This window comes from Priestia sp. LL-8 (genome assembly GCF_036227845.1).
Taxonomy (GTDB): Bacteria; Bacillota; Bacilli; order Bacillales; family Bacillaceae_H; genus Priestia; species Priestia zanthoxyli.
Genome location: NZ_JAZAQH010000001.1, coordinates 3156127 through 3182326, shown reverse-complemented (window position 1 = coordinate 3182326; position 26200 = coordinate 3156127). Strand labels below are relative to the sequence as shown.

Sequence of the window (26200 nt, the reverse complement as noted above, 5' to 3'; positions counted from 1 at the left end):
CATCTTTTTTCATTTTTTATAAAGAGCGGGTTTATCTTTAGGAAAGGTTCTTTCCGCTAAAGTCCCTGTTACTTAAATAACTTATACCAGTATAAAGTGGTTTCAATAGTAGGATTATATGACTGCTTTAGTGTGTCAACTCCACCTAGTATAAACCCTTGTTTCACATAAAATCTGCATGCACCAAGATTATCATCTTGTGCTTCCAAGGACATTCCTATAAGTTTTCTTTGTTTTGCCCACTCTTCTGCTTTATTTAAGAGCAACTTTCCGACTCCACTGCCTCTATAATCTTTTTTAGTAGCAATGTTTTCAATATAACAGAAGCGATTCCAATCCTTACTTATTCTAATCTGTCCTATGCAAGTAGTATTCATATAAGCTAAAAACAAAGATTTATCCTCTTGGTTTATATATCGGCTCCAATCAAGTTTGTCATCTGGAAAACGTGTTTCTCTAGCTTCATCAAAAAGAACTTCTTTATAAGACCACTTGCCTGGTTGTAAACTGGGGACAACTCTACCATATAGCTTAAAATAATCATTTGTCATATTGATATCCTCTATTAAGTCATTATTTAATGGAGAAATAGTGAGTTTACTTTCACTACCCAATATTACACACTTCCTTTTATGATGTTTTGAAAAAATTTTATTTAAGGATAAGTAAATCCTATCTTATTCAACATTACTGTCCGTTAGCTGAATGAACCTCTCTTTATACACTACTATAAAGAGTAAATTTTTCCTGGTTATAATTAAAAGCAACAATCTTTACGAAAAGAGCCTTAGGAAAATAAAGGATAGGAAAATAAAGGATAGCAATAAAAACGACATTATTGTCGTTTTTTTATTGACGAATTAATTCAAGAAAGGTACATTATATTAAAACGACAACATTGTCGTTTTAATATAAGGGGGCTGAAATCATGCTTATTACGATGTTAACAACAGGAACTCGAGGAGATACCCAGCCTTTTATGGCTTTAGGATTAGAGTTGAAAAAGAAAGGATACCGTGTACGAATTGCGGCTTCAGAAGCTTATCAAAATTTCATAGAGTCGTATGGATTCGAATATGCCATGCTTCGAGGTGATGTTTCTAAAATTATAGAGAGCGGAGCAGCAGACGATGCGATTAATGCAGACAATCCTCTCAAATTCTTTTCAAGCTTAAAAAATGAAAAGATGATGGGTATGATGGTTAATATACAAGAAGATTTGCATAAGGCCTGTAAAGGAGCCGATGCAATTGTATATCATCCAGGTGCAGCAATTGGTTATTTTGCTGCTAAAGAGATGAATATACCAAGCATTCTAGCGAGCCCTTTTCCAATGACACCAACAAAAGATTATCCAGCGTTGATCTTTTATGATCGACCACGGTTTGGAAAAACATATAACAAGCTGACGCACCGTATTTTTGAATGGGGATTTTGGAAGGTAGTAAGTGGTCCTTTAAAAAAATATTGGGTTCAGCAGCATGGAGAAGGACCTAACGATTTTTCATGTCCGTACCCAAAGCAGCGTACAGCAGCTAACCCAACCATTGTTTCATCAAGTCCCGCCGTATTTTCCGTATCTAAAGATTGGCCTCAACACGTTCATTCCTACGGAAATTGGTTTATGGACAGTGACCATAGCTATGAGCCGGAAGAGAGGCTGGAAAGATTTTTAAAGGCTGGAGAACCGCCAGTTTATATTGGATTTGGAAGTGTTGGTGATAAAAAAAACGCAGACGAAACGACTGCTTTAGTGATTAAAGCTTTAAAACTCTCCGGGAAACGAGGTATCATCAATACAGGAGGAAGTGGAATAAATCACACGGAGGGGATAGCAGAAGACATTTTCTTTGTAAAAGATATTCCTCATGAGTGGCTGTTTCCTAAAATGTCTGCCGTTGTTCATCACGGAGGAGCAGGAACAACAGCCGAAGGCCTTCGAGCTGGCGTTCCAAGTGTTATTATTCCTTATGGAAATGACCAATTCGCTTGGGGAAGAAAAATTCACGAGCTTGGAGCTGGAGCAAAAGCCATTCCGAGAAAAGAATTGACGGCTGAAAAATTATCCGCAGCTATTTCCTATACGCAAGTTAATGAAATTCAATCCAAAGCACAAGAAATCGGAAAACAAATCCGAGCTGAAAAAGGAGCCGAAAAAGCAGCTCAGGTAATTATTAATACACTCGAGAGATTCAGGAATAAATAAAAAAGTAAGAGAGCGTGAAAAAAATGCCAAAAGTAAGGGAAGGATACGCTGAAAAAAAGAAGCAAGAGATTTTAGAAGCCGCCAAAAGAGTATGCAAGAGCAAACCGGTGCATGATGTAGCCATGCGAGATATCGTTCTGGAATCTGGAATGAGTCAAGGAGGCGTATACAAATATTTTTCAAACCTTGATGAAGTATTTGTCGGACTTCTTAATCAAGAAAGTGTCAGCCATAAAGTAAAAGATAAAATTGAAGCCCTACTTCAGACCAATAAAGATCCCTTTGAAATGCTGCATGATTTTATTATGTATATTGGAGAGCATATCCAAGAATCAATGACAGCAGGAGGAGAAATTTACTTTGAACTAGTAGCGTTGTATTCAAAAGACCCTCAGCGTTTTATGAAAATTGAAGATCAGCTAGTTGAAGTATCTAACCTTAAATATATTCAAAAGAAGCTTCATGACTTTATCGCCGAACAAATCGAAGTAAAAAATTTCTCTCCGGCTGTACCAACAGCTGAACTGCTAGCTTTTATGGCTACAGCGATCAACGGAATTACGCAAAATCCAGCGCTGGTCTACAACGTAGATGGACAGAAACAAGCTGCAGAGGAGACAAACGTAGAGCGTCATATAAACACGCTGTCAATAGCCGTCCGAAAGCTGTTAGGAGAATAAATACAGTTGCAACCTTGAAAATTCCTCTTAGTATTGCCAGCAGTGTTAGGTATGTTTAGAAAAATGGTGTGTCACTTCTCCGTCTCGCTTTGAATAGTTTTGCAAAAATTAAGCATAATACGACTGCAAACTATATTTAAGGAGATGGAAAAAATGAAAAAAGGGCTTATCATTGCTTCTTCGGTTCTTTTCCTTTCAGGCCTAGCTGCGTGCGGAGGAAATAAGGACAATAACGCAATGGACAATACTCAAAATGACTTACGCAACACTTCTACAAACGACGGGGTTGATAACAATATCCCAATGGATAACACAGATCAGCCGACTAAGTCAGTTGAAGCAGCACAAAATGTAGAAGATATGAAGGAAGTTGATGATGCATATGTGCTTCGCGATAATAATAATGCCTATGTAACGGTAGATTTAGCTGGAAATGACGCAGCGGACAACAATGATAACGGCAAGGTCAACAACGTAACGTACAACGGCGATACTTACCATGAAGTCTCAACTGATTTTGAACAAAAAATTGCGGACCGCGTGAGAGAAGCAGATAGTAAAATCGACAAAGTATACGTTTCGTTTGTAAACACGGGCTTAGACAATATGAACAACAACAATAACGTGCCTGGCGTAGATAAAAATGACAAGATGTATCGAGATGATGAAAAAGACAACAACCGTGATCCAGAAGATATTGTAGAAGATCCAAAAGATATGATGGACCGTAACAACAAAGATCAATAACATCAAAAAGGCCTCTGAATCACCAGAGGCCTTTGGTTCATTAACTAAGTTCAAGTAAAGAAATAAAAATCGGAAGAACACAGCAAGAAACGGCTGAAATAAAATCAAGCTCGTTCTGTTTTTTTGCAGAAAGCGTGAACTCCATCAAAATAATCGTCAGGATACTCATGAAAAGCGTTGCATAAAAAAGAAAATCGCGCTGACTTTCCACTAAAAACAACACCGCATTTAAAACCAAAATAACGGCATAAAGAAACTTAAGCAGCAAGTGGAGCTGCATGCTGAATTTATTCTCTTGTTTGTAGCGCAAGATATAGACAAAAAAGAAAATAAATAAAGTTAATTGCCATGAGGCAGGGAGTAGCTGCTGCCATAGATTGTCCAAGAAACTCATTCCTCCTATAAAACAATGATGCATATATGTAACACACACGTTTTTATTTTAAAAGTGAAGAGTATCTTTAGGCAAGAGCAATTTTTCATTTTTTGCAGACTTTTAATATAAAAAAAGAAAGGTCATCACGACCATTCTTTTTACTTCACTTCAATTAAAACCTTCGTACCGTCTGGAAACTCATCTACTTGATGTGAAATCCAAGAACCGGCGCCTCGGTTGTCTGAAGGCTTTACATATTCAATATCTGCACCGCTTCCGCCTTCTTCACAAAAGGCCATCGGAAACTCATCTCGGTCATAGCCGCTTTTAGTCGGAATGCCTTTTAAAGACTCACGGCGGTTTTCCTCAGCCCCGTCTCGGTCGATTGTACAAACAGCCGATTTTCCTTTATCGATTGCATGTTGAATGTGCGCTGCAGTTTCAGGGTAACGATCAGCAGGGAAGGTAATTACTTCATCGTAGGAGGTATTCGTTGAAGAGTTCTGCTCTAACGGATTTCCTTCAATCATAACAATAACGGCTAATACTAGAATTAAAATACCAGAAACAATTTTTTTCAATCTGTAAAACTCCTTTAATAAACATTTATCACTTTTATTTTAAAGTAATAAGAAAAAAATGTAAAAACATATAATGGAACTAGCTACAATTCATGAGAAAAACATAAGCTCACGTACAGCTGCTGAACGTGAGCTTATGTCTAATGATGAGAGTGATGATGGTGCGTTTCGTTTTCAGCTGGCTGCAGTGAACGTAACTCTTCTTTAGATAAATTGCCTACTGCGACTTGCTGAGTAGGAAGGATGTGCTCACCGCGCGCGTTAATATCCGTTTTAATATAGTAAATACCATCCTCTTTAAAAGTTACTTTTGCTTTATACATACTGCCGTCATAATGTGCCTTTGCTGTTTCGACTTTACCGGGAGCATCTTTTTTCCACACTTTAAACTGAACGATTTTGGCATCATCCACCGTTTTATTTTCTTGCATTACGTGCACTTCTAACACCTGTGTGCTCTGTGGCTCTATATTTTCAGGAAGCATCACATGCGCAGACAGAGGCTTTGGCTGCTTGTAGAGCTGATCTGCGTTACTGTCTACAGAGCACGCGGAAAGTACAATCGTACTGAGTATGACCAGTCCGGACATTTTCCATTTGTTCATTGTTACTGCACCTCACATAGTTTCATAAATCATGCGTTTAAAAACCGCTTCAATGCTGGAATTCGTTTGATGACAAAGAAATCTAAAAGCCACACGATAATCAACGACAGCCCGACCAAAGGAAAGACAAGACCAAATACCACGATTATACACGTCACGATTCGCATTGCATTTCCTTCAGGAACTTTTGGAGCCCCCATATTTTTAGCAGGTTTTCGTTTCCACCACAGTAAGGCTCCGCTGATCGTGATACCAGCAATTCCGATACAAACAATAAGGCCAATAAGCTGATTTATTAATCCAAACTGTGTGCCTTTATGAAGCGTAATACCAAGCGCAATCAATTTGCCCATAAATCCATAGTTGTCGTACCGATAATCGGCTAAAACGGCGCCGGTGTATTGATCAAGGTGAATCGTTGCTTCATCTTGTGCTCTTGGTGAAAAAACAGAGAGCGTATACACACCTTGAGGCTCTTGCGGAATGGAAACGGTGTAGCCATCGTGCATATGCTGTTCTTTTGCAATATCTACAATGTCATCAAGCGATACTTTTGTATATTGCTGAGCTGTGGAGTTTGGCACTTCTAACGTTTCAGCTCCCCAAGGCACGTCCGCTACATCTTTTGTTTGCACGGTTGAAGTAGGGGCACTGCCTACCCAAATAGACGGAGGGTACCCAACGCCTGCGTTTGTGGCGATTTGCTGAAAGGCATTGCCCCACAGTCCTGACCACGGAAGGCCCGTTAGTACGAGAAAAAGCATCCCGGCTGAAATCCAAAAGGCCGGTACCGCATGAAGATCACGTATCAGTGTGTTTTTACCTTTTGAAAAACGAGGAATCCACACGCCTTTTATTTTGTCTTTTTTGCGCGGCCACCATAAAAAAGCGCCGGTTACAATTAAGACAATTGCCCAGCAGGCCGCAAGTTCTACAATACGATCACCCGTGGTGCCTGCCATCAGCTCTCCGTGAAACTCTTCAATTTGATTCATTAAGCGACTTGAATCATCCAGTTTTCCTACAATGTGACCATTGTGAGGATTAACAAAAATCGTATATGTATCGTCTTTTAATGAAATTCCTACTTCTGAAGAACGAGTAGAGTGATCGCTTGGTTGATAAGTCAACACGGTAGCACCAGGATACTTTTCTTTTACAGCCTGTACTTGTGCTGAAGGAGATACGGACTGTGACTGAGCTTGTACATGATACAAGTCGTGATACAGTTTTTCTTCAATTTGAGGCTTGAATAAATACATCCCGCCAGTAACAGCTAATATAAGAAGAAACGGAGTAAACACTAAACCTGCATAAAAATGCCAGCGCCATATGGTTTTGTACAGGCCTTGAGAACGCCCCGTGCTTTGTTTAGTTGTACTCGCTGATTCTTCTCGCTTTTCCTGCATCATTTTTCTCTTTTCCTCCTTTTTACTAACTAACGTGCTTTTATTATAGAAGGAAAGGGAGAATTAGCCATCACTCCTTAGAGTGATTGTTGGGGCTTATGAGAGAAAGGTGCTAATAAAAAAACAGCTCGTGAAAGCTGTTAGTTCATTAAGCCATTTTGAAACGCATAGCTTGTCAGCTGCACGCGGTTTTCTAAATGAAGCTTGCTTAAAATATTTTTCAAATGACTTTTTACCGTGTGTTCAGAAATAAATAACTGCGCCGAGATGTCGCGGTTTGACAGTCCTTTAGCCACTAATTGAAGTACTTCAAGCTCCCGTGCAGAAAGGGGAGTGTCTGGCTTTGTAATCGATGTTTCCTGCGGAAACTCTTTTAAAATTTGAAACGCAATTTCTTTTGACATAGGAACTTCATCTAAAGCGAACGCACGCAAATAGTCGTACCACACTTCAGACCGCAGGTTTTTTAACAAATAGCCCTGGGCGCCTTTTTTCAGCGCATCAAACAAATCCGTAATATCGTCTGAAACCGTGATGACAACAATTTTAACATACGGAAACTGAAGCTTAATTTGTTTTGTCGCTTCTAGCCCGTCCATCACAGGCATTCCAATATCCATTAACACAATATCGGGCATTAATTTTTCGGTCAGTTCAATGGCTTCTTGACCGTTGGTTCCTTCGCCAACAATAATGAAATCTTCATATTCTTCTAAAATATCGCGAATGCCTTCTCTTGCGTGAGCGTGATCATCTACAATCAAAATACGAAACGGCTGCATTTACGTAACCTCCTTTTTAATACTAACAATGGTCTGGTTCTGTTTTCGCTGAATGGAAAAGTCCCAGTTCATATCTTTGGCACGGTCTTTCATAATTTGCAGGCCAAGACCGGCCTTGAGAGATTCAGAGGTGAAACCTATACCGAAATCTGTAATTTCGCAAATCCATCCGCCTGCCGTTTCACTGGCTGTAATCCAGATTTTATTTGTTTTTGCATGTTTAATGACGTTCATAGCAGCTTCTTTCACACAGGCAAACAGTTCATTTTTTTCTTTTCTCGACAGCGTTGTTTCTGACAGTCTCCAATCTAAATTTACATCCAGTAAATGAGTATGTGTTAAATCATCGACGTATTGATGAATGCTTTCAGTCCAGCTTTCTGAAGAGTCTGAAGGAGAGTGCTTTAAATTTGTAATCGCTTGGCGCGTATCGTCATGAACATGCTGCAGAGTTTGCTTCATTCGGATAAAATCAGGATCCTGCTCTAATTTATTTTTTCTTCCGAACTTGTTCATTTTAACAGATAGGAGAAACAGCGACTGTGCAATGCCGTCATGCAGTTCTCTCGCTAATTTTTCACGCTCAATAAGCGCAGCTTTCTTTTCTTTTTCTTGCCTTAGTTCTTCTTGTATTTTTTCTAAAATAGAAAATAAATAGCGGACAAAGACAAGCGTTACAAAAAACACAAGCAGCGGAGAAAGAACATTTCCCATGTCCATTGAGATATAAGGGAGCAAAAAGGCATGGCGAACATACTCCCAAAGCGCGATGGTCAGAGTTGGAAGAAGCAAAATCAGCCATTTAATTTGTCTATATTTCACGGTACCCCTTCTTTCGTCCATAAAATGTGTCTATATTTTATCATTTGAGCGGAAAATTACTAGAGGAAAGAAGAGAAACCACTCTTAAGGGTGATTGGATGTAACTCTCAATTGAATGAAATTAATGGGAAAAAGCTTTATTTGCAATATCATACAAGAAAAACCCTAAAGTAAATGGTATGGTTAAAATGCTTAGTATGTGACAAGGAGGGATTCATCGATGACAAAAGAAATTCGCACGGCGCACGTTGATGCCGATTTACATATTGAAGCTTACCGTTTTAAAGGAATTATGCAAAAGTTTCCTGCTCATTTTCACGAGTATTATGTGATTGGATTTATTGAAGAAGGCCAGCGCCATTTAATTTGCCAAGGCAAAGAATACATCATTAATCCAGGAGATTTGCTGCTGTTTAATCCGTATGATGTCCATAGCTGTGAACAAATAGATGGCAAAACACTTGATTATCGCTGTATTAATGTGACGCCAAACGCGATGAAAAAAGCTGTTTTTGACATTAACGGCAGTGAAAGTCTTCCGCGTTTTAACAGCAATGTGCTGCAAGGAAGTGACGCTGTATCTAGTTTAAAAGAGCTTCATTTACAGATTTTAAATGGTGAACGTGAGTTTAAGAAAGAGGAGTTATTTTTATATTTGCTAGAAGAGCTCATGCACGATCATTCAAACCTTTCCTTTTTTTCGTCAGCTGCTGACACGTCTGATGAAATCAAAACAATCTGCACCTATTTGGAAGACAACTATACAAACAAGATCACGCTGGATGAGTTAAGTCAGCTAATTGGATGGAGCAAATACCGGCTGCTGCGCTCTTTTACAAAGCAAAAAGGAATCTCTCCATACAGCTACTTAGAAACGATTCGAATCAATAAGGCTAAAAAGCTGCTAGAGCAGGGACAAAAGCCGATTGACGTATCTTTTTTAACTGGATTTAGTGATCAAAGTCATTTGACTAAATTTTTTAAAAGTCAGGTTGGGTTAACACCAAAACAATACATGAAAATCTTTGAAAGTGAAAAGAAAACAGAATGCTAGTAATAGCTTAAAAGGGAGAGAAATACTGTGGATCATTTAGCTGCTTACATGCTGATGGCACTGGTTATGTCGATGATACCTGGTGCTGATACAATTCTTATCATGAAAAATACGCTTCATCACGGAGCAAAAGCAGGACGTTTTACCATACTCGGCATGGCTACAGGCCTCACGTTTTGGACGTTAATTGCTGTGCTTGGCTTGTCTGTTGCTATTGCGCAGTCGGTGTATCTGTTTAACACGATTAAATACATAGGGGCAGCGTACTTATTTTATTTAGGCATCAGAATATTTCTGACAAAAAATACGCTCTCATTGGAGGCCGTTTCAGAAGAAACAAAAACTGTAAAGTCTTCATCTAATCGCTGCTATAAAGAATCATATATGCAAGGGGCTCTTAGTAATTTTCTTAATCCTAAAACAGTACTAGTTTATATTACGTTTATGCCTCAATTTATCAGCTTGGATGCTGACATTAATCAACAGCTGCTTATGCTTGGTTTTATTCTTACCCTCATAGCGGTAGGGTGGTTTTTAATCTTAGTGTATGTAGTAGATTACGTGAAAAAATGGCTTAAAAAACCGATGTTTCAAAAAGCTTTTCAGAGATGCAGCGGAGTGCTGCTGATCGGTTTTGGGATAAGAACAATAGTGTAATAGTGGTTAGTAGGCAAAAAAAGCTGGGATAAAAATATGTTAGTTAGAAGATCCGAATGAGTTTGATTCTTGATGGAGAATCAAACTCATTCGGATCTTTTTATTAGTATGGTAAACATAGCCTTCGTATATTTATCCATTTACTTTTAGCTATATCTCAATCTCTTTTCTTAACGTTTAAAAACACGTAAACGAAACAATTTGTCGTGTATCGACACCGAAAATGGTCCAAAAACGTCCGTTCCATCTAAATCCTGCAACCGATCGTGGTCCTACAAAAACAGGGAAATACCAGAAGCTAGAGCCGTCTCTAAGCCATATAAACGTATTGCGGAATAGACAAAAAGAAATGGCACCTGGGTCAACAGCAAATGGAGTTGCCGTTTGTTGAGCCGGAATAAATGCCGGCGGAGGGGAAGTTGGAGCTTGCTGCGGGCTAGGTGCAGGTAAACCGCCCGGTGGCCTAGGAGGGCCTGGAGGGAGTTGAGGACCAGGGAATCTTGCTGGGTAAGAATAAAAATCCATGTAATTAATGTTCATTTTTTAACACCTCTTCTTTTATCACTATTTTATAAGATATGAGAAAGCTGCCTAAAGGGATTGGGCAAATATAACGTTTTTATATAGGCCTTTTTGATGACGAAAAGGTTCGTTCCTAAGTCGGAAGTAAATTCCTTCATGAACTCGCTAAAAGCCGAATAGGACAAAGCAGAGTGTGTTTTTAGAGGAGGACTTTTCATGGATAACAATCTGAACAATACATTTACACCGGTTAAAACGTACCGGCCTTTCCATGGTATTTATGATCCTTGCCGACCGATAGGAGCGAAATATTATTCTACGCCGCCTCATTTATACATGGGATTTCAGCCGCCAAACCTGCAGCAGTTTTCATCTAAAGAAGCGCTAAAAAAAGGAACGCTGTGGCCGGCTTTTTGGGACTACTATGAAAATCCATACAAAGATAAGAAGAGGGATGAAGAATGAAAAAACTATCTCCAGAGTACTATCAGGATTTAGAAGAAATACAGGCCGTTGATTTTGCATTAGTAGAATTAACGCTGTATTTAGATACTCATCCAAATGACCAGCAGGCTATGCAACAGTTTAACGAATACGCGCAGCAGGCTATGCAGTTAAAAAGAACCTTTGAGACAAAGTACGGGCCGCTCCAGCAGTACGGAAACAGCTATACAGACGGAAAGTGGAGCTGGGGAACAAGTCCTTGACCATGGCAAATATAAGCAGATAAAGGCGGGAACTATATGTGGGTGTATGAAAAGAAATTGCAGTACCCAGTGAAAGTAAGCACGTGTAATCCAACGCTTGCCAAATATTTAATGGAACAATACGGGGGAGCGGACGGAGAGCTTGCAGCAGCGTTGCGTTATTTGAATCAGCGCTACACGATTCCCGATAAAGTTGTTGGATTGCTAAACGATATCGGGACAGAAGAGTTTGCTCATCTTGAAATGATTGCTACGATGATTTATAAACTAACAAAAGATGCAACGCCGGAGCAGCTAAAGGAAGCTGGATTAACAGAGCACTATGTAAACCACGATAGCGCGCTTTATTACAATAATGCCGCTGGCGTTCCATTTACAGCTACTTATATACAGGCAAAAGGAGATCCGATTGCCGATCTTTATGAAGACATAGCGGCAGAAGAAAAAGCAAGAGCTACATATCAATGGTTGATTGATATATCAGATGATCCTGATTTAAACGACAGCTTAAGATTTTTACGAGAAAGAGAGATTGTTCACTCACAGCGGTTCCGTGAGGCGGTTGAGATTTTAAAAGATGACAGAGACAGGAAGAAAATTTTTTAACAAGCAAAAGGAACCTCCCTCTTAGTAGTAAAAGAGGGAGGTTTTTTATTTTGGCAACGTTGATTATGCCCTAGAACTGCAGTGACAAGAAACTACCTTTAATTTCCCTTCAACATCTTTCCAAACTCGCGTATAGCTGTATTCGCCTCCAATCGATTCACCGGCTGCCAGAGACCCATTTAACGCTACTTTTGTAACGGTAACCGCAAGCTCTTGAAACAGTTTAATTTCTTGTTCCAACACTTCAATGCCTGCTATATCAAGACTTTTAGAACGATACGTATTTATATCTTCCTCTTTTGAAAGCCATTGCCCCAGATGATTTACAAAAATAAGCTCCTCTGAAAGTAACTCTTCTAACAGCTCTACGTTACTAGAAAGCATGGCTGAACGAAGCATTTCCTCGTATTCTATCACTCTTGCTTGATTCATCTTTTGTCCCCCTTTACGCCTTATGTAACACTTTTCTATTTCCACTTTACTTTTCTCTTAAACGTCTGTCTTTGAGATCAGTGTTAATTTATGTTAATAAAGGGTAAAAGTGGACTAATTTTCTGTAAGCATAAAATATTCTGAAAGACGTGTTTAATTACCTTTAAATGGTATAAATTTGGAGTGAAAGAACCTTTTCTTTCCACTTTCTTAGTTATCTTTTTACTATTAAGAGGCAGTTTTTTATACTTGTAATTGTAGCGGAATGAACGTTCATTCCGTTTTTGAAAAGAGGTGATAAAGTGGAAACTACTCCAACAAAACAAAAAGCGATTTTTTCTGCTTCACTTCTGCTGTTTGCAGAAAGAGGATTTGATGCAACAACGATGCCAATGATTGCGGAAAATGCCAAAGTAGGAGCAGGAACAATTTATCGCTACTTTAAAAATAAAGAAAGCCTTGTAAATGAACTGTTTCAGCAGCATGTAAACGAGTTTTTACAGTGCATTGAAAGCGGACTGGCTAACGAAAGAGAAGGATACCGAGATGGATTTCATCATATCTTTGAAGGTATGGTGACATTCACTAAAAATCATCCTCGTGCTCTTGGTTTTATTAAAACTCATAGCCAAGGAGCTTTTTTAACAGAAGAGAGCCGCTTAGCATATCAAAAGCTGGTGGAATTTGTTTGCACGTTCTTCAGAGAAGGACAAAAGCAAGGTGTGATTAGAAATCTTCCCGAAAATGCGCTAATTGCTATTTTATTTGGAAGCTTTATGGAAGTATATGAAATGATAGAAAATGACTATTTATCTTTGACTGATGAACTTCTCGCAGGTATAGAAGAAAGTCTGTGGGCAGCACTTAGCAGACAATCATGAAACTTAACAAGTGAAAGAGGGATAACATGACAATTAAAGAGATGCCTCAGCCAAAAACGTTTGGAGAGCTTAAAAATTTACCGTTATTAAACACCGATAAACCCATTCAAACGTTGATGAAAATTGCGGATGAATTAGGAGAAATCTTTAAATTTGAAGCACCTGGCCGCGTGACGCGCTACTTATCAAGTCAGCGTCTAATTAAAGAAGCATGCGATGAATCACGCTTTGATAAAAACTTAAGTCAAGCGCTTAAATTTGTACGTGATTTTGCAGGAGACGGTTTATTTACAAGTTGGACTCATGAGAAAAACTGGAAAAAAGCACACAACATCTTACTTCCAAGCTTTAGCCAGCAAGCGATGAAAGGCTATCACGCGATGATGGTCGATATCGCCGTGCAGCTTATTCAAAAGTGGGAGCGTCTAAATGCAGATGAGCATATTGAAGTACCGGAAGATATGACGCGCTTAACGCTTGATACAATCGGTCTTTGTGGATTTAACTACCGCTTTAACAGCTTTTACCGCGATCAGCCTCATCCATTTATTACAAGCATGGTACGTGCGCTAGATGAAGCGATGAACAAGCTGCAGCGAGCAAATCCTGATGACCCGGCTTATGATGAAAATAAGCGCCAGTTTCAAGAAGACATTAAGGTAATGAACGATCTAGTAGATAAAATTATTGCAGATCGCAAAGCAAGCGGTGAACAAAGCGATGATTTATTAACGCATATGCTAAACGGCAAAGATCCAGAAACAGGTGAACCGCTTGATGACGAAAATATTCGCTATCAAATTATTACGTTCTTAATTGCAGGACATGAAACAACAAGCGGTCTTTTATCATTTGCGCTGTATTTCTTAGTGAAAAATCCACACGTATTACAAAAAGCAGCAGAAGAAGCAGCACGAGTTCTCGTCGATCCTGTTCCAAGCTACAAACAAGTCAAGCAGCTTAAATATGTGGGCATGGTCTTAAACGAAGCGCTGCGCCTATGGCCAACGGCTCCTGCTTTTTCTCTATATGCTAAAGAAGATACGGTGCTTGGAGGAGAATATCCTTTAGAAAAAGGTGATGAACTGATGGTTCTGATTCCTCAGCTTCACCGTGATAAAACGATTTGGGGAGACGATGTAGAAGAGTTCCGCCCAGAGCGTTTTGAAAACCCAAGCGCAATTCCGCAGCATGCGTTTAAACCGTTTGGGAACGGTCAGCGTGCGTGTATCGGTCAGCAGTTCGCTCTTCATGAAGCAACGCTTGTACTTGGTATGATGCTAAAACATTTTGACTTTGAAGATCATACAAATTACGAGCTAGATATAAAAGAGACTTTAACGTTAAAACCTGAAGGCTTTGTGGTAAAAGCAAAATCGAAAAAAATTCCTCTTGGTGGTATTCCATCACCTAGCACTGAACAGTCTGCTAAAAAAGTGCGCAAAAAGGTAGAAAACGCTCATAATACGCCGCTTCTTGTGCTATACGGTTCAAATATGGGAACAGCCGAAGGAACGGCGCGTGATTTAGCGGATATTGCGATGAGCAAAGGATTCGCACCGCAGGTCGCAACGCTTGATTCCCACGCAGGAAACCTTCCGCGTGAAGGAGCTGTTTTAATTGTAACGGCTTCTTATAACGGTCATCCGCCTGATAACGCAAAGGAATTTGTTGACTGGTTAGACCAAGCGTCTGCTGATGAAGTAAAAGGCGTGCGCTACTCCGTATTTGGATGCGGCGATAAAAACTGGGCTACTACGTATCAAAAAGTGCCTGCTTTTATCGATGAAACGCTTGCCGCTAAAGGAGCAGAAAACATAGCTGAACGCGGTGAAGCAGATGCAAGCGACGACTTTGAAGGCACGTACGAAGAATGGCGTGAACATATGTGGAGTGACGTAGCAGCCTACTTTAACCTCGACATTGAAAACAGTGAAGATAATAAATCTACGCTTTCACTTCAATTTGTCGACAGCGCTGCGGACATGCCGCTTGCGAAAATGCACCGTGCGTTTTCAGCAAACGTCGTAGCAAGCAAAGAGCTTCAAAAGCCAGGCAGTGCACGAAGCACGCGTCATCTTGAAATTGAACTTCCAAAAGAAGCTTCTTATCAAGAAGGAGATCATTTAGGTGTTATTCCTCGCAACTATGAAGGAATAGTAAATCGTGTAGCAACAAGATTCGGTCTAGATGCATCACAGCAAATCCGTCTGGAAGCTGAAGAAGAAAAATTAGCGCATTTACCACTCGGTAAAACCCTATCAGTAGAAGAGCTTCTGCAATATGTAGAGCTTCAAGATCCTGTTACGCGCACGCAGCTTCGCGCAATGGCTGCTAAAACGGTCTGCCCGCCGCATAAAGTGGAGCTTGAGGCCTTGCTTGAAAAGCAAGCGTACAAAGAACAAGTTCTGGCAAAACGTTTAACGATGCTTGAACTGCTTGAAAAATATCCGGCGTGTGAAATGGAATTCAGCGAATTTATCGCCCTTCTTCCAAGCATGCGTCCGCGTTACTACTCAATTTCTTCATCACCTCGCGTCGATGAAAAACAAGCAAGCATCACGGTCAGCGTTGTCTCTGGAGAAGCGTGGAGCGGGTATGGAGAGTACAAAGGAATTGCGTCGAACTATCTTGCTGAGCTGCAAGAAGGAGATACAATTACGTGCTTTGTTTCCACACCGCAGTCAGGCTTTGCGCTGCCAAAAGACTCTGAAACACCGATTATCATGGTCGGACCGGGAACAGGCGTGGCGCCGTTTAGAGGCTTTGTGCAGGCTCGCAAGCAGTTAAAAGAACAAGGACAGTCGCTTGGAGAAGCGCATTTATACTTTGGCTGCCGTTCACCTCATGAAGACTATCTGTATCAAGAAGAGCTTGAAAATGCACAAAATGAAGGCATCATTACGCTTCACACTGCTTTTTCTCGCGTATCAAATCAGCCGAAAACATACGTTCAGCACGTGATGGAACAAGACGGCACGAAATTGATTGAACTTCTTGATCAAGGAGCGCACTTCTATATTTGCGGAGACGGAAGCCAAATGGCACCGGACGTTGAAGCAACGCTTATTAAAAGCTATGCTGACGTTCATGAAGTGAGTGAAGCAGACGCTCGCTTATGGCTGCAGCACCTAGAAGAAGAGGGCCGATACGCAAAAGACGTGTGGGCTGGGTAAATAAAAAATAACCTCCGCTATTTGGCGGAGGTTATTTTTTATAGCGAGGTGAAGACATAACTAAACCCACATATCATCTAAAGACGAACAAACTTGAGAAATGAACTCGTATGGATTGCTTGTGATACCGCTAGAAGTAGCCATATACATGAAACCTCCATTCAGCATACCAATGAAAAAACCCAAACGAATTTAATTCTCTATCAAGAGTCTCAATTCATCGTTTCTTCCTTCGAAAACTACTTTTGTCCCCACCTTATTTATACCGCCTTAGCGTTTCTTCTGCGTGACAGCAGATCTTTTGAATTAGCTCCTGAGGTTCTTCAATAAGGGCATGAGCACCTAGCGTATAGAAAAAAGAAGCCATGTAGCTTAATTCATTTCCGTCCGTTATCGTATCAATATAGCCAGTGCCATCACGCGTCACCTTCACATGATTTTCAAGCCACGGAACGCCTTTACACTGACGAACGCCTTCGTGCGTCAAGGTTACTTTTAACGAAATCGGCTGTGTGTTTTCAGGAGCTGTTTCAAGCCATTCCTTTAACGTAAGAGACTTCTTTTCGTCTTTTTCTAAAATCTTTAATGAGTGAATACGATCTGCTCGAAACAATAATACTTTTTGCTTATCGTAGGAATAAGCGGGGCAGTACCATAAACCGTTATGAGCATAAATGCCAAGAGGCTTGGCTTGTTTCCTTGTTTGACCCGTCCTTGAATCATAAAGAAATTCAATATATTTTCCTTCAAGGCTTGCTTCTAACAGCGCTTTCAAATAAGGAGTGTTTAGATTTCTTTTAGGATTCCAAAATGCAATATGAGCACTCATTTTATCTACTTTTTTCTTCGTTTCTTCAGACAAATATACATAAAATTTTTGAAGAGCTGCATGAATTTCTGCATCAAATGGAAGGTTATGATAATACTGCAGAGCTTGATAGGCAAAAAAGATCGAAATGGCTTCTTCTTCTGTAAACAAAATAGGAGGGAGAATACGGTTTTTTAACACTCTGTAACCACCGCTCCGTCCTTTTTCACTGTAAAGAGGCAGTCCTAATTCGCTTAAGTCCAGTAAATAGCGCTGAACGGTCCGCACGGAAAGCCCAAATTCCTCTGCTAGTTCTTTTGCCGTAAACGTTCTTTTTGTGTTAATAAACATGAGCATATCTACAAGTCGTCTAGATTTAGCCATTTATTTTCACCTTTTTCTTTTAATATGACAAAAAGTGTCGTATTAAGATGATATCATACAGAAACAGTAAAGTTGAAAGGAGAAAAGGGAATGAAGAAAAAAATTGTCGTATATATTGCTGCAAGCTTAGATGGGTATATCGCAAGAGAAAACGGAGAGATTGACTGGCTACAAAGCGTAGAAGGAGAGGGAGACAACGGGTACGAAGATTTTTATCAAACGTGTGATGCGGTCGTTATGGGAAAGGCTACGTACGACCACGTGCTGAAGCTCACACCTGAGTTCCCGTATCTCGATAAAAAGTGCTACGTGTTTAGCCGATCAGCTCAAGGAAAAGATCAGTACGTAGAGTTTGTAAACGAAAGCGTGGCGTCATTTCTCAACAACCTCGATCAAGACGCTAAAAAAATATGGCTAGTGGGAGGCGCTGAGATCCTTGCTGATTTCTTAAAAGCAGAGAGTGTAGATGAATTTATCATATCGGTCATTCCTGTTTTGCTTGGGGGTGGTATTCCGCTATTCAAACAAGGAATTCCAGAAATGGACTTGAAGCTTACCGATATGAAGCAGTACGGGCAAATCGCTCAGCTGTATTACAAAAGAGGATAAACATCCACCTTCTGTTATTTTAGGGACAGTGACATCAAGAGCGTCCTTTTTTCATAGTATATTTTTGGGGTGAAAAAATGCCAAGAGTAAGTTATCGAGATTCAGATGTTGCTTTAATGGCAAGGATGATGAGAGCAGAAGCTGAAGGCGAAGGAAAACAAGGCATGCTGTATGTTGGAAATGTCATTGTAAATCGCCTTAAAGCAAACTGTTTAGATTTCAAAGATTTAAGATCAGTTCCGCAAGTTATTTACCAGGTGCAAGGAGGCAACTATTCATTTGAAGCAGTTCAAAAAGGGAACGTATTTTATCAAAGAGCAAGAAGTGTTGAAAAAAGGTTAGCCAAAAAGAATTTGGATTATTGGAGAGAACACCCGGGGAAATATGCCTTGTGGTACTTTAATCCATCCGCTCCATGCCCTCCAACCTGGTACGGTCAGCCCGCTTCTGGTCAATACAAAAATCACTGTTACTATGAGCCAAAACCAGGAACGTGCGCTAGCGTTTATAACGGTTAGATAGCTTATGAGATATGCTGCATTCTAAAGGTTTGACCTTAAAAAACTTTAGCTGCAGGTGACAAGGTAGTCGTTCTTCATATAATGAAAGAAAGCCCTCTTTTCATAAAGGGGGCTTTTGCTAATTGCTGCGTTTCTCATTTTGCTTCAAATTTTATGTTTTTACCAGCAGCAAATTCGGATTGATCCTTCGCTTTTGTATCCTTTACCATCCAGGACGTCTTTACCTTAGCTGCTGCTAAAATTTCTTTCATTTGCTTATCGTTTAAGCCTTTCGTATAAAGGACAAATTCTCTTGTATAGATGTTTTTATTTTCTTGCTCTTCATCTGCACCGCTGCCAAACCAATATCTTGTTTGCTGATCGTCTTTCATGTTATTAAAAGCTTGTTTATAATTAGGCAGCTTAACTTGAATATTCGACAGGTAATCCGTACCGCGTAATGTAAGAACCACATGCACTTTGCGAAAATCTTGTTTAGAGGGGCTTGTTAATTCGGATATTTCAACTTCACTAAATTCTTTTTTCGTCAGCGGTTTAACTGTAGTAGAAACAGAAACTTGCGGCTCCGACTTGTTTGTCGCAACGTCTTCGGTACTGCAGGCACTTAAAATGATCACCGTTAAAAGAGCATAAACGAACCCCACTACTTTTTTATTCATGCACGTTCTCCTTTGTCATTAATAGATAATGGTACTCATTCGTCGTATTCATTGTATTTACCTCTATTTGTTCCAATGTCCTAATCAACGAAGAAAATCGTAAAAGTATAAAAAAAAGAAATGCCGAGGCATTTCTTTTTTCGTTCTATGAGTCTGGATTAAGCGAAGTATGCGTATACTCCGGCATACGCTCTTCTTTTTCCGTTAGCTGAGTATCGGGGCTTTGCTGCTCTTGTGAAACAGGAGACAGCGTAGATTTTTGTTCAGAATTCATGTTTGTTATTCCTCCTTATATAAAGTGAGCCGTTAATCAAGCGAAAGCAAATCATCTTGAATTCGCTGCGTTAAAGATGCCACTTGCTGCGTTAAACTATCATTTTCCGCCTGTAATTTTTGATAAGACTGGTTTGCTTTTGAACATAGGTAAGGGTCTGTTTCCCACCAGTCCATGCCAATTTCTCTTGCTTTATCAATAGAAGCGACAAGCAGCCGGATTTTTATTGTTAAGAGTTCAACATCAGCAATTTGCACTTTAATATCTCCAGCAATAACAAGACCTTTATCTAATACTTTTTCCAATACTTCTACAATAGTGCCCAGCTGCCCGTTATGTTCCGCCGCCATTTTTTCACTCCTTGTTATAACACTTTTCCTAGGGGACCTAGATCAATATTTAAATCTTCATTTGTAAAGTTAAACACTGATTTTAGCTCCTCCATTTTGTTCTCTAACTTCATCAACGCCACGCCCAGATCTTCGATTTGAGCGTCCGTCAGGTTTCCGCTGTCAACTCGGCGAATCGCATGTTTTTCGATGAGCTGCCGCAGTAATTCAATGACGGTTAAAACAAGCTGCGCTAGGCCTTGTTCAGCATTTTCTGCACTCAGCTCAATGCGACCATTTCGTTTGAGGTTATTTTCCATTTCTCAACGCCTCCGTTTCCTGTTCAAACTGCTGAGAAGAAATGACTTGACGATCAGGAGAGCCTATCAGCGTTTCTACAGAAGAAATCAATACCCGCAAATCAAGATAGACTAAATCAATTCCGGCAATTGAAATCAATACATCACCTTTAATGGCAATTCCTTTATCGAGGATCACATCTAATATATCAATGAGGGCGATGTCTTTTTGCTCGAGCGTTTGTTTTCGCAGCGATGTCATCCCGCATCTTTCTCCGAGCGCAGAGTGTCGATATGATAAGCAGGCCATGGTCCTGTTACTTCGATATTCAGTCCCATGTTTTTGTAAAACGTTTGCTTATCGCTGATGGCTTTTAAAAACGATTCCACATTGTTTTTTGAAAGAAGGTAGATGCTGTTCCAGCACATGCTGTAGCTCTCGCCGGTTATTTTTTGACTCCAGTTATTTTTGATTTTATGATAAGCGGCGTAAGGACTTATCTCACTGTGCAAGTGATCACAAAGCGAAAGCTGTTCTTTTTCTGTTTCTTCTTCAATCAGCCTTTCTATCTTTTTACGTTCGAAAAACTGCCTGCCCGGAGACAACGTAGTTATTTCTTCTTTTTTCTTTTGAATCGTTTCATTGTTCGTTAGCAAATACTTCTTTAAAGAATTCGTATGGGCATACACTTTTATATTCCATTCTTCAGATCTTTTTAAAAGCTGAAGAGAAGAGAGGGTTTTTTCTTTATTATTGACAATACTTTCTCGACAGCTTTCCTTGCTTTTGTAGACCGTACAAAATTTCATGGGAAGAAGCGTGTAGTGACTTTGTAAGAAAAGAAGCGTCTCATGGTGATGCATGGCTTTGTCCTGCAGCCATTTCGTATCGTGCTCGATCTTTTCTTTCAGTATTTCTTCCGAATACTCATCGCTTGGCAAGTCGCATACAAATGCGGTAATATCATCAAAGCAAAGAGCATAGATAGGGTTGTGCTGATCCATGCCTTCAAGTGAAGGAAAGGGCATTTCCTTAGCTTCTTCGGTTGGAACTAGACCATATAAATAAATGAGCTTTTCCATCTCTCTTAACCTCACTTTGGTTTCTTCGTCATTGATTCCCATCTTTTTAATTCATATTCTTTTGCTGCTTCATACCTCAGCAGCAGTTCTTTTTCTTTTTCCATATATGCATCTTCTGGTATTTCTCCAAGCTCATACATCATTTGAAGATGAACGATTTTTTGCTGAATAAAAGAGACATCGTAAAGTTCTTTATCCGCTTCTTCCTTGATTTTCTGTCCGACTTTTACAATGAGCGTGACAGGAGACAGCAGCAGTTTATGAATCATACATTCTCTTCTACTTTTAATTGAATATTGATAAAGTTATAAGCAGCCCACGGTCCGGAATATTTAAAATCGGCTTTGTGCTTCCATTTTTCATACAGATCATTTACACGTTCATCAAACGCTGCTTCTTTTTCTCGGTCAATTAAAAAAGAAGCGTTCAAAAGCATCGTTTCAACAATAGGAGCGTTAAGTTTAGACGCTTCAGCTATCGGTTCTAAATGTTGATACAGCTCTTTTTTACAGTCGTGCTGAAGCTTTAAAAAGAATTTCTGAGCTGTTTCTCCGTGCGCAATTTGTTTATAAAAATCAGCACTGGCAGAACGCGGGTTTCGTACTTGCTGCAAAGAAGAATCTTGATTCACTTTTTGTTTCAGCCAGTCCGGTTTCCCAATTACTTTTAGTCCGACTTCTATTTTTCCTTTTAACTGTGGGAAAAGGGAGGCGAACTGTGGATATAAGTTTTCTAACAGCATTTCAACATCTTGTTGACTATGAAACACGTTGCCAAAGCTGATGGGAATAACGGAATCATGCTCATTCATTACTTTGGAAATCACCTGCTGATGCGCTGTGACATTCTCTTTTGTAGGGTGATAAATTTTAAGAGGAAAGGCAGCGGCCACTATAGCTGCATCTCTGTAGTGAATGGTAAAAGTAGCTCTTTCTTGATGATCAATTGTGACGCTGCCAAATGTATGTGCCTCGGTGGCGGGAATGCTGCAAAAAATATAAATGCCCGTTTCTTCACTCATCGATTTTTGTTTCATTCCTTTCCATTAAAGTAATCAGCTTACTTCTCTGCTGGAGAGCTTCGATAGCGCAGGCTGGTGCGTGAAAAAGACGTGATGTTATGCTGCTTATTGACCAGCACTTCATAAATACCGAGCAGTTCATCTTTTGCATAGCGCCTCATATACTCCTGTTCTTCGAATGCTTCAAGTGTTATTTTCCATCCTCCATTTTGAATCGATTCATACGAAATAATTCGGTGAGGAGGAGCGACGTGTTCTTTAAAAAAATCAGTCACGGATTCCATGATTTCGGCTACTTTCACTTCTCTAATCCACCTTTATGAGTTTATAAATCTAAGTCTTGCAAAAGGTTCAGCTGCTCAAGTTTCTTTCCACTGTTATTCGAAGAAAGAAAATCTTCTCTTTCATTATGAAGCAGCCGAACTGCTTCGGCGTACCTCAGCCATGTGTCCACACTGGCAATCACGATTCTAGCTTCGATGGTAATTAATTCAATGCCAATAACGGAAATACGAGCGAATACGTCAATTACCACGCCCTTATCTAAGATGCGGTCAACTACTTCAGCTAGACTAGAACAATCGTTTGATTTGTTAATCGTCATGATGAAAATCCTCTCATATTGCATAGTGAAATATATACGTTTGCTAATCTTGCTATTAATGTGCGTGATATTGTAAAAAATATACAAATAAAACGTGCATAAATGTAAAAATAGTATAAAATACCATGATTATTTTTGTTTAGATACGGGTAGAGTTAAGTACATTACTTTTATCCATTGATGAATGAAAACACATACATAAAAAACAAAAGGAGTGGAGAAAGATGAGAAAAGAAGAGCAGCCGGTATTATCTGATTTTATTGAAAAGGACCAATTTGAGTTAAATTCATATTTAACTTCTTTATTTGAAACGACGAGTGAAAAGGAAGAAAATCAAAGTTGATGAGTTGAAAAACTACTTTCCACTGGGAAAGTAGTTTTTTCATTTGTGAGCTTGATATACTGATTGGAAAAAGAGGTGAGAAAGGTGAACGAAAAAGACGTCATTTCGAGAAGCATTTTAACAAAAGCAACCGGCTTTTTGGCTTCAGGTTATACTCACAGTTTAAATCCGTATGCCGGATGTGCATTTTCCTGCAAATTTTGCTACGTGCGAGAACTGCCAATTCAGCGTTTTAAAGAGATGGAGTGGGGGACATGGCTAGAGCTGAAAGTCAACGCAGCTGAAGTCTATCAAAAAGAAATACAAAAACTGCGAAAAAAAGAGCAGCCGGTGCGCATCTTTATGTCTTCAGCGACAGACCCATATCAGCCGGCTGAGCGTAAAGCAGGCATCACGCGCGCCCTTTTAGAAACGATGATCAATCATCCACCTGATTTCTTATTGATTCAAACAAGGTCGCCCCTTGTGACGAGAGATATTGATTTGCTTTTAGAGCTTCAAAAAGTGTGTGATCTTCGCGTATCGATGACTGTTGAAACGGACCGAGAAGATGTAAAACAAATTTTTTCTCCTTATGCTCCGGGGATGAAACTTCGTATGAATGCGTTGAAAGAAGTAAAAGAAAGCGGAATTTCAACGCAGGTAACGATTGCTCCAATGCTTCCTTTCACACCTGAATTTCCTAAAAGAATAGACGGAACGATGGACCGGATTTGCATTGATACGTTGTACTTGGGAGACGGTTCCTTAGGTAAAACGTCTAAAAGGCTAGGGATGCCGGAACTATTTGATCAGCACGGTTTCCTAGATTGGTATGACAAAGACATTCATATCAAAGCCATTCGTTATTTTGAAAAATTTTATCCGTCTTCGATGATTTATCTTTCTCAAGAGGGATTTGCCCCGTAAAAAAAGAAGAGCCAGTAAAGCTCTTCTTTTTTTATATTAATTTTTATACGTATCAAACATGTTTGTATCGTCTGGCACGTTTTCTAAATAGCTGATTTTCCCGCTGTCATCTAGTTTAGCAATATCTTTTCCCGTTTGAGTAAATACGCTACCAGATGCACGTTTTCCGCATACTGCCCAAGGCGTTTCAAACATGTCCGTACCTTCAACTGCTTTCCACCCTTCAAACATATGCTTAATATCAGCATTTTCTTTAAAAACCATTTTCACAAACAGCTTCCAGTTTTCAATGCCTTGCTTTTCGTGGCCATTTAAGACAAATACGATATCGTCTGAAAAAAGGCTCACCAATTCTTCAAATGCTTGTTCGCTTGTACGTGATTGATCGAATAAATCAAAATATCTATTTAAGTTTTCCATGATGATCTCCTTTGGGTGCTACAGCACCATTTTTTCTTCTACTGTTGCTTTTAGCATGTCCAGGTTTTCTTTTGGACATTTTTTGTGAATTTCATTTGTGAGCGTAGCAATGGTTTGCCGTTTTAAAATGGACTGCCATGAAGATTCAGCTTCTTCCATTAAATCGGATAACAAGCAAATATCTTTGTCTTTTAAATTAAGCATATCGTGAAAAATACCGCTTGATGAGTAAAGAGACTGCTTGCCTTCAATGGCTACGTATACGTCATAAATTCGGATTTCTTCCGGCGTTTTCTTTAAGCGAAATCCACCTTTGCTACCAGGAACTGAAGCAAGTAAATCAGCGCTAACCAGCTTACGAAGAAGCTTTTGAAAATACGTAGGCGAACCCCCAAGCTGAGTGCTGATGACATCTCCTGGAAGCACCGCTTTCTCAGGTAAAAACGTAAGGAGCAAAATGGCATACACCGATTGCTCAACGCCTGTTTTCATATGCAAAAACATCATCTCCCGCTATATGTGTACAACGTGGATAATTATTATCCACGTTGTACACATCATAACGCTTATGAATCAAAAAGTAAAGCAGTTACTTAATATGCACGTGATATTCGTGTATACTGTGAAAGAAACAGCAACAAAATACGGAGATGAGAGAATGACAACTATTGCAGATATCGCTCGGCTTGCAGGAGTAGCAAAAAGCACTGTATCCCGCTACCTTAACGGAGGGTCTGTGAGCGATGCAACGAAACGAAAAATTGAAGGAATTATTAAAGAAACAAACTATAGCCCAAATGCTTTTGCTCAAAGCTTAAAAGCGAAAAAAACAAATATCATCGGTGTCATTGTTCCGCGTATGGGTTCTTTTGCGACTTCCCGCACATTAGATGGTATTGATCAAGAACTTAGAGACCACCACTACCAAATGATTGTTTCCAATTCTAATCAAGATTTAGAAAGAGAAATTGAAAATATTTATACGCTGGCTAAACAGAAGGTAGCCGGTATTATTTTGCTTGCCGTTCAAATCACGAAAGCTCATTTGGAAGCGTTCCGTACGATTTCAATTCCTGTTTTGCTAATTGGACAGGAGCATAAAGAAGTCCACAGCTTAATTCACCAAGATTACGAGGCTGCATGCGACATTGGAAGGTACATAGGGGAAAAAGGGCATAAAAAAATTGCTTTTTTAGGCGTAACCGAAAAAGACATAGCTGTAGGTGTAAAGCGAAAAGAAGGCGTAAAGGACGGTCTTAAAGACAGCGATTGCGAAATCCGCTGTTATCAAACAAGCTTTAACATGAGCGATGCAATCGGAGCAGCTACGGCAGTGATGAAAGAATTTAACCCATCCGTGATTGTATGTGCGACTGATAACATTGCGCTTGGCACGTTAAAGGCCGCTTATTTAAACGGACTGCGCGTTCCTGAAGACGTATCGATTACCGGCTTTGGAGGCTATGAAATTACAGGTGTGATTCATCCGAGCTTAACAACCGTAAAATATTACTATAAAGAAGCGGGACAAATGGGGGCACAGCGAATTATTAAGCTAGTCAACGGAGAAGAAGTCGAAAAGCTTACACTTTCGAACTATGAATTGATTGAAAGAGAAAGCGTTGACAATCGTTTTACATAAAAAACGATTGACAGAATGTAGGAGATGCTATAGTATAAGTGGTGTAAATAC

The 26200-nt window shown here is 39.7% G+C and carries 36 protein-coding genes; 14 read left to right on the top strand and 22 right to left on the bottom strand.

The window, feature by feature from the left end; translation table 11 throughout:
• Positions 1 to 68 precede the first annotated feature (68 nt).
• On the bottom strand, positions 69 to 614 hold the full coding sequence (locus U9R83_RS16315) for a GNAT family N-acetyltransferase (protein ID WP_243549520.1): 546 nt from the start codon (positions 612 to 614) through the stop codon (positions 69 to 71).
• A gap of 314 nt (positions 615 to 928) precedes the next feature.
• Here U9R83_RS16315 and U9R83_RS16310 point away from each other — a divergent pair, with 314 nt between their 5' ends.
• The 3 genes from U9R83_RS16310 (at position 929) to U9R83_RS16300 (ending at position 3633) form a co-directional block, all read left to right on the top strand.
• Complete coding sequence (locus tag U9R83_RS16310; protein WP_140451345.1) at positions 929 to 2206, top strand: glycosyltransferase; 1278 nt, start codon at positions 929 to 931, stop codon at positions 2204 to 2206.
• A 23-nt stretch (positions 2207 to 2229) separates the two neighbouring features.
• Entirely contained in the window at positions 2230 to 2886 is a 657-nt protein-coding gene (locus U9R83_RS16305; RefSeq protein WP_014459240.1) for a TetR/AcrR family transcriptional regulator, read from the top strand.
• Positions 2887 to 3039: 153 nt separating this feature from the next.
• The gene (locus U9R83_RS16300) at positions 3040 to 3633 is read left to right on the top strand and encodes a hypothetical protein (protein ID WP_115654367.1); all 594 of its coding nucleotides are present in this window, start codon (positions 3040 to 3042) and stop codon (positions 3631 to 3633) included.
• Between the two features lie 40 nt (positions 3634 to 3673).
• On the opposite strand, the gene U9R83_RS16295 is transcribed toward U9R83_RS16300, so the two are convergent.
• From U9R83_RS16295 to U9R83_RS16270, 6 genes are all read right to left on the bottom strand, one after another.
• Positions 3674 to 4027 carry a DUF1516 family protein gene (locus U9R83_RS16295; protein WP_226701378.1) on the bottom strand — a complete coding sequence of 118 codons (354 nt, stop codon included), beginning with the start codon at positions 4025 to 4027 and terminating at the stop codon, positions 3674 to 3676.
• Between the two features lie 140 nt (positions 4028 to 4167).
• Entirely contained in the window at positions 4168 to 4590 is a 423-nt protein-coding gene (locus tag U9R83_RS16290) for a NucA/NucB deoxyribonuclease domain-containing protein (protein ID WP_013057949.1), read from the bottom strand.
• 140 nt (positions 4591 to 4730) lie between these two features.
• Positions 4731 to 5195, bottom strand: a complete 465-nt coding sequence (locus tag U9R83_RS16285) for a FixH family protein (protein ID WP_243549519.1) — start codon at positions 5193 to 5195, stop codon at positions 4731 to 4733.
• A 29-nt stretch (positions 5196 to 5224) separates the two neighbouring features.
• A complete protein-coding gene (locus tag U9R83_RS16280; protein ID WP_243549518.1) occupies positions 5225 to 6607 on the bottom strand; it encodes a PepSY-associated TM helix domain-containing protein in 1383 nt (460 codons plus the stop codon).
• 137 nt (positions 6608 to 6744) lie between these two features.
• Positions 6745 to 7386: a response regulator gene (locus U9R83_RS16275; protein WP_140451349.1), complete on the bottom strand. Its 642-nt coding sequence runs from the start codon at positions 7384 to 7386 to the stop codon at positions 6745 to 6747.
• On the bottom strand, positions 7387 to 8208 hold the full coding sequence (locus tag U9R83_RS16270) for a sensor histidine kinase (protein WP_140451350.1): 822 nt from the start codon (positions 8206 to 8208) through the stop codon (positions 7387 to 7389). It abuts the gene before it with no gap.
• Between the two features lie 220 nt (positions 8209 to 8428).
• Between U9R83_RS16270 and U9R83_RS16265 the strand changes: the two genes are divergently transcribed.
• On the top strand, positions 8429 to 9262 hold the full coding sequence (locus U9R83_RS16265; protein WP_328575331.1) for an AraC family transcriptional regulator: 834 nt from the start codon (positions 8429 to 8431) through the stop codon (positions 9260 to 9262).
• A 27-nt stretch (positions 9263 to 9289) separates the two neighbouring features.
• Positions 9290 to 9919 (top strand): LysE family translocator, encoded by a 630-nt coding sequence (locus U9R83_RS16260; RefSeq protein WP_042992032.1) that lies wholly within the window; start codon positions 9290 to 9292, stop codon positions 9917 to 9919.
• A gap of 177 nt (positions 9920 to 10096) precedes the next feature.
• Here U9R83_RS16260 and U9R83_RS16255 read toward each other — a convergent pair whose 3' ends face one another.
• Positions 10097 to 10459 (bottom strand): hypothetical protein, encoded by a 363-nt coding sequence (locus U9R83_RS16255; RefSeq protein WP_014459249.1) that lies wholly within the window; start codon positions 10457 to 10459, stop codon positions 10097 to 10099.
• A gap of 198 nt (positions 10460 to 10657) precedes the next feature.
• On the opposite strand from U9R83_RS16255, the gene U9R83_RS16250 reads away from it, so the two are divergent.
• The 3 genes from U9R83_RS16250 to cotJC are packed head-to-tail and all read left to right on the top strand — an operon-like array spanning position 10658 to position 11754.
• Positions 10658 to 10906 carry a spore coat associated protein CotJA gene (locus U9R83_RS16250; RefSeq protein ID WP_014459250.1) on the top strand — a complete coding sequence of 83 codons (249 nt, stop codon included), beginning with the start codon at positions 10658 to 10660 and terminating at the stop codon, positions 10904 to 10906.
• Positions 10903 to 11148, top strand: coding sequence for a spore coat protein CotJB (locus U9R83_RS16245; protein ID WP_014459251.1), 246 nt, complete (start codon positions 10903 to 10905; stop codon positions 11146 to 11148). The genes U9R83_RS16250 and U9R83_RS16245 overlap by 4 nt, the downstream gene beginning before the upstream one ends.
• Positions 11149 to 11184: 36 nt before the next feature.
• The gene (gene cotJC, locus U9R83_RS16240) at positions 11185 to 11754 is read left to right on the top strand and encodes a spore coat protein CotJC (protein WP_014459252.1); all 570 of its coding nucleotides are present in this window, start codon (positions 11185 to 11187) and stop codon (positions 11752 to 11754) included.
• A 63-nt stretch (positions 11755 to 11817) separates the two neighbouring features.
• Here the strand turns inward: cotJC and U9R83_RS16235 are convergent, their stop codons facing one another.
• Positions 11818 to 12186: a nuclear transport factor 2 family protein gene (locus U9R83_RS16235; protein WP_014459253.1), complete on the bottom strand. Its 369-nt coding sequence runs from the start codon at positions 12184 to 12186 to the stop codon at positions 11818 to 11820.
• 302 nt (positions 12187 to 12488) lie between these two features.
• Here U9R83_RS16235 and U9R83_RS16230 point away from each other — a divergent pair, with 302 nt between their 5' ends.
• Positions 12489 to 13067: a TetR/AcrR family transcriptional regulator gene (locus U9R83_RS16230; RefSeq protein WP_042992033.1), complete on the top strand. Its 579-nt coding sequence runs from the start codon at positions 12489 to 12491 to the stop codon at positions 13065 to 13067.
• Between the two features lie 26 nt (positions 13068 to 13093).
• Entirely contained in the window at positions 13094 to 16243 is a 3150-nt protein-coding gene (locus U9R83_RS16225; protein WP_279401012.1) for a bifunctional cytochrome P450/NADPH--P450 reductase, read from the top strand.
• Positions 16244 to 16499: 256 nt separating this feature from the next.
• Here U9R83_RS16225 and U9R83_RS16220 read toward each other — a convergent pair whose 3' ends face one another.
• Positions 16500 to 17435, bottom strand: a complete 936-nt coding sequence (locus tag U9R83_RS16220) for a helix-turn-helix transcriptional regulator (protein ID WP_243549517.1) — start codon at positions 17433 to 17435, stop codon at positions 16500 to 16502.
• Positions 17436 to 17525: 90 nt separating this feature from the next.
• Between U9R83_RS16220 and U9R83_RS16215 the strand changes: the two genes are divergently transcribed.
• Entirely contained in the window at positions 17526 to 18044 is a 519-nt protein-coding gene (locus tag U9R83_RS16215) for a dihydrofolate reductase family protein (RefSeq protein ID WP_099331138.1), read from the top strand.
• A 77-nt stretch (positions 18045 to 18121) separates the two neighbouring features.
• A complete protein-coding gene (locus tag U9R83_RS16210) occupies positions 18122 to 18562 on the top strand; it encodes a cell wall hydrolase (protein ID WP_014459259.1) in 441 nt (146 codons plus the stop codon).
• Positions 18563 to 18699: 137 nt separating this feature from the next.
• Here U9R83_RS16210 and U9R83_RS16205 read toward each other — a convergent pair whose 3' ends face one another.
• The 10 genes from U9R83_RS16205 to gvpJ all read right to left on the bottom strand — a co-directional run bounded on the left by U9R83_RS16205 (position 18700) and on the right by gvpJ (position 22834).
• The gene (locus U9R83_RS16205) at positions 18700 to 19224 is read right to left on the bottom strand and encodes a hypothetical protein (RefSeq protein ID WP_014459260.1); all 525 of its coding nucleotides are present in this window, start codon (positions 19222 to 19224) and stop codon (positions 18700 to 18702) included.
• Between the two features lie 145 nt (positions 19225 to 19369).
• Positions 19370 to 19498 (bottom strand): hypothetical protein, encoded by a 129-nt coding sequence (locus U9R83_RS16200; RefSeq protein ID WP_014459261.1) that lies wholly within the window; start codon positions 19496 to 19498, stop codon positions 19370 to 19372.
• Positions 19499 to 19530: 32 nt separating this feature from the next.
• Positions 19531 to 19848 carry a gas vesicle protein gene (locus tag U9R83_RS16195; protein ID WP_013057928.1) on the bottom strand — a complete coding sequence of 106 codons (318 nt, stop codon included), beginning with the start codon at positions 19846 to 19848 and terminating at the stop codon, positions 19531 to 19533.
• A gap of 14 nt (positions 19849 to 19862) precedes the next feature.
• The gene (locus U9R83_RS16190) at positions 19863 to 20147 is read right to left on the bottom strand and encodes a gas vesicle protein K (protein ID WP_013057927.1); all 285 of its coding nucleotides are present in this window, start codon (positions 20145 to 20147) and stop codon (positions 19863 to 19865) included.
• Positions 20137 to 20388, bottom strand: a complete 252-nt coding sequence (locus U9R83_RS16185) for a gas vesicle protein (protein WP_116738816.1) — start codon at positions 20386 to 20388, stop codon at positions 20137 to 20139. The genes U9R83_RS16190 and U9R83_RS16185 overlap by 11 nt, the downstream gene beginning before the upstream one ends.
• On the bottom strand, positions 20385 to 21209 hold the full coding sequence (locus tag U9R83_RS16180; RefSeq protein WP_014459263.1) for a GvpL/GvpF family gas vesicle protein: 825 nt from the start codon (positions 21207 to 21209) through the stop codon (positions 20385 to 20387). Before U9R83_RS16180 ends, U9R83_RS16185 begins: the two co-directional genes overlap by 4 nt.
• An 11-nt stretch (positions 21210 to 21220) precedes the next feature.
• Positions 21221 to 21478 carry a gas vesicle protein GvpG gene (locus U9R83_RS16175; RefSeq protein ID WP_328575330.1) on the bottom strand — a complete coding sequence of 86 codons (258 nt, stop codon included), beginning with the start codon at positions 21476 to 21478 and terminating at the stop codon, positions 21221 to 21223.
• The gene (locus tag U9R83_RS16170; protein WP_014459265.1) at positions 21475 to 22245 is read right to left on the bottom strand and encodes a GvpL/GvpF family gas vesicle protein; all 771 of its coding nucleotides are present in this window, start codon (positions 22243 to 22245) and stop codon (positions 21475 to 21477) included. Before U9R83_RS16170 ends, U9R83_RS16175 begins: the two co-directional genes overlap by 4 nt.
• A gap of 23 nt (positions 22246 to 22268) precedes the next feature.
• Positions 22269 to 22532: a gas vesicle protein GvpO gene (locus U9R83_RS16165; RefSeq protein ID WP_013057922.1), complete on the bottom strand. Its 264-nt coding sequence runs from the start codon at positions 22530 to 22532 to the stop codon at positions 22269 to 22271.
• 23 nt (positions 22533 to 22555) lie between these two features.
• Entirely contained in the window at positions 22556 to 22834 is a 279-nt protein-coding gene (gene gvpJ / locus U9R83_RS16160) for a gas vesicle protein GvpJ (RefSeq protein ID WP_014459267.1), read from the bottom strand.
• A 428-nt stretch (positions 22835 to 23262) separates the two neighbouring features.
• Between gvpJ and U9R83_RS16155 the strand changes: the two genes are divergently transcribed.
• Entirely contained in the window at positions 23263 to 24087 is an 825-nt protein-coding gene (locus U9R83_RS16155; RefSeq protein WP_243556510.1) for an SPL family radical SAM protein, read from the top strand.
• Positions 24088 to 24123: 36 nt separating this feature from the next.
• Here U9R83_RS16155 and U9R83_RS16150 read toward each other — a convergent pair whose 3' ends face one another.
• Complete coding sequence (locus U9R83_RS16150; protein WP_014459270.1) at positions 24124 to 24507, bottom strand: nuclear transport factor 2 family protein; 384 nt, start codon at positions 24505 to 24507, stop codon at positions 24124 to 24126.
• 18 nt (positions 24508 to 24525) lie between these two features.
• Positions 24526 to 25005: an RrF2 family transcriptional regulator gene (locus U9R83_RS16145; RefSeq protein WP_013057917.1), complete on the bottom strand. Its 480-nt coding sequence runs from the start codon at positions 25003 to 25005 to the stop codon at positions 24526 to 24528.
• 160 nt (positions 25006 to 25165) lie between these two features.
• Between U9R83_RS16145 and U9R83_RS16140 the strand changes: the two genes are divergently transcribed.
• A complete protein-coding gene (locus tag U9R83_RS16140) occupies positions 25166 to 26149 on the top strand; it encodes a LacI family DNA-binding transcriptional regulator (RefSeq protein WP_243556512.1) in 984 nt (327 codons plus the stop codon).
• The last annotated feature ends 51 nt before the right edge of the window (positions 26150 to 26200 follow it).

Bases quoted from the DNA above. Each gene is read 5' to 3' on its own strand.
- U9R83_RS16310 (WP_140451345.1), top strand. From the start codon at position 929: ATGCTTATTACGATGTTAACAACAGGAACTCGAGGAGATACCCAGCCT.
- U9R83_RS16305 (WP_014459240.1), top strand. From the start codon at position 2,230: ATGCCAAAAGTAAGGGAAGGATACGCTGAAAAAAAGAAGCAAGAGATT.
- U9R83_RS16300 (WP_115654367.1), top strand. From the start codon at position 3,040: ATGAAAAAAGGGCTTATCATTGCTTCTTCGGTTCTTTTCCTTTCAGGC.
- U9R83_RS16295 (WP_226701378.1), bottom strand. From the start codon at position 4,027: ATGAGTTTCTTGGACAATCTATGGCAGCAGCTACTCCCTGCCTCATGG.
- U9R83_RS16285 (WP_243549519.1), bottom strand. From the start codon at position 5,195: ATGAACAAATGGAAAATGTCCGGACTGGTCATACTCAGTACGATTGTA.
- U9R83_RS16280 (WP_243549518.1), bottom strand. From the start codon at position 6,607: ATGATGCAGGAAAAGCGAGAAGAATCAGCGAGTACAACTAAACAAAGC.
- U9R83_RS16275 (WP_140451349.1), bottom strand. From the start codon at position 7,386: ATGCAGCCGTTTCGTATTTTGATTGTAGATGATCACGCTCACGCAAGA.
- U9R83_RS16265 (WP_328575331.1), top strand. From the start codon at position 8,429: ATGACAAAAGAAATTCGCACGGCGCACGTTGATGCCGATTTACATATT.
- U9R83_RS16255 (WP_014459249.1), bottom strand. From the start codon at position 10,459: ATGAACATTAATTACATGGATTTTTATTCTTACCCAGCAAGATTCCCT.
- U9R83_RS16250 (WP_014459250.1), top strand. From the start codon at position 10,658: ATGGATAACAATCTGAACAATACATTTACACCGGTTAAAACGTACCGG.
- U9R83_RS16245 (WP_014459251.1), top strand. From the start codon at position 10,903: ATGAAAAAACTATCTCCAGAGTACTATCAGGATTTAGAAGAAATACAG.
- cotJC (WP_014459252.1), top strand. From the start codon at position 11,185: ATGTGGGTGTATGAAAAGAAATTGCAGTACCCAGTGAAAGTAAGCACG.
- U9R83_RS16235 (WP_014459253.1), bottom strand. From the start codon at position 12,186: ATGAATCAAGCAAGAGTGATAGAATACGAGGAAATGCTTCGTTCAGCC.
- U9R83_RS16225 (WP_279401012.1), top strand. From the start codon at position 13,094: ATGACAATTAAAGAGATGCCTCAGCCAAAAACGTTTGGAGAGCTTAAA.
- U9R83_RS16220 (WP_243549517.1), bottom strand. From the start codon at position 17,435: ATGGCTAAATCTAGACGACTTGTAGATATGCTCATGTTTATTAACACA.
- U9R83_RS16215 (WP_099331138.1), top strand. From the start codon at position 17,526: ATGAAGAAAAAAATTGTCGTATATATTGCTGCAAGCTTAGATGGGTAT.
- U9R83_RS16210 (WP_014459259.1), top strand. From the start codon at position 18,122: ATGCCAAGAGTAAGTTATCGAGATTCAGATGTTGCTTTAATGGCAAGG.
- U9R83_RS16205 (WP_014459260.1), bottom strand. From the start codon at position 19,224: ATGAATAAAAAAGTAGTGGGGTTCGTTTATGCTCTTTTAACGGTGATC.
- U9R83_RS16200 (WP_014459261.1), bottom strand. From the start codon at position 19,498: ATGAATTCTGAACAAAAATCTACGCTGTCTCCTGTTTCACAAGAGCAG.
- U9R83_RS16195 (WP_013057928.1), bottom strand. From the start codon at position 19,848: ATGGCGGCGGAACATAACGGGCAGCTGGGCACTATTGTAGAAGTATTG.
- U9R83_RS16190 (WP_013057927.1), bottom strand. From the start codon at position 20,147: ATGGAAAATAACCTCAAACGAAATGGTCGCATTGAGCTGAGTGCAGAA.
- U9R83_RS16185 (WP_116738816.1), bottom strand. From the start codon at position 20,388: ATGACATCGCTGCGAAAACAAACGCTCGAGCAAAAAGACATCGCCCTC.
- U9R83_RS16180 (WP_014459263.1), bottom strand. From the start codon at position 21,209: ATGGAAAAGCTCATTTATTTATATGGTCTAGTTCCAACCGAAGAAGCT.
- U9R83_RS16175 (WP_328575330.1), bottom strand. From the start codon at position 21,478: ATGATTCATAAACTGCTGCTGTCTCCTGTCACGCTCATTGTAAAAGTC.
- U9R83_RS16170 (WP_014459265.1), bottom strand. From the start codon at position 22,245: ATGAAACAAAAATCGATGAGTGAAGAAACGGGCATTTATATTTTTTGC.
- gvpJ (WP_014459267.1), bottom strand. From the start codon at position 22,834: ATGACGATTAACAAATCAAACGATTGTTCTAGTCTAGCTGAAGTAGTT.
- U9R83_RS16150 (WP_014459270.1), bottom strand. From the start codon at position 24,507: ATGGAAAACTTAAATAGATATTTTGATTTATTCGATCAATCACGTACA.
- U9R83_RS16140 (WP_243556512.1), top strand. From the start codon at position 25,166: ATGACAACTATTGCAGATATCGCTCGGCTTGCAGGAGTAGCAAAAAGC.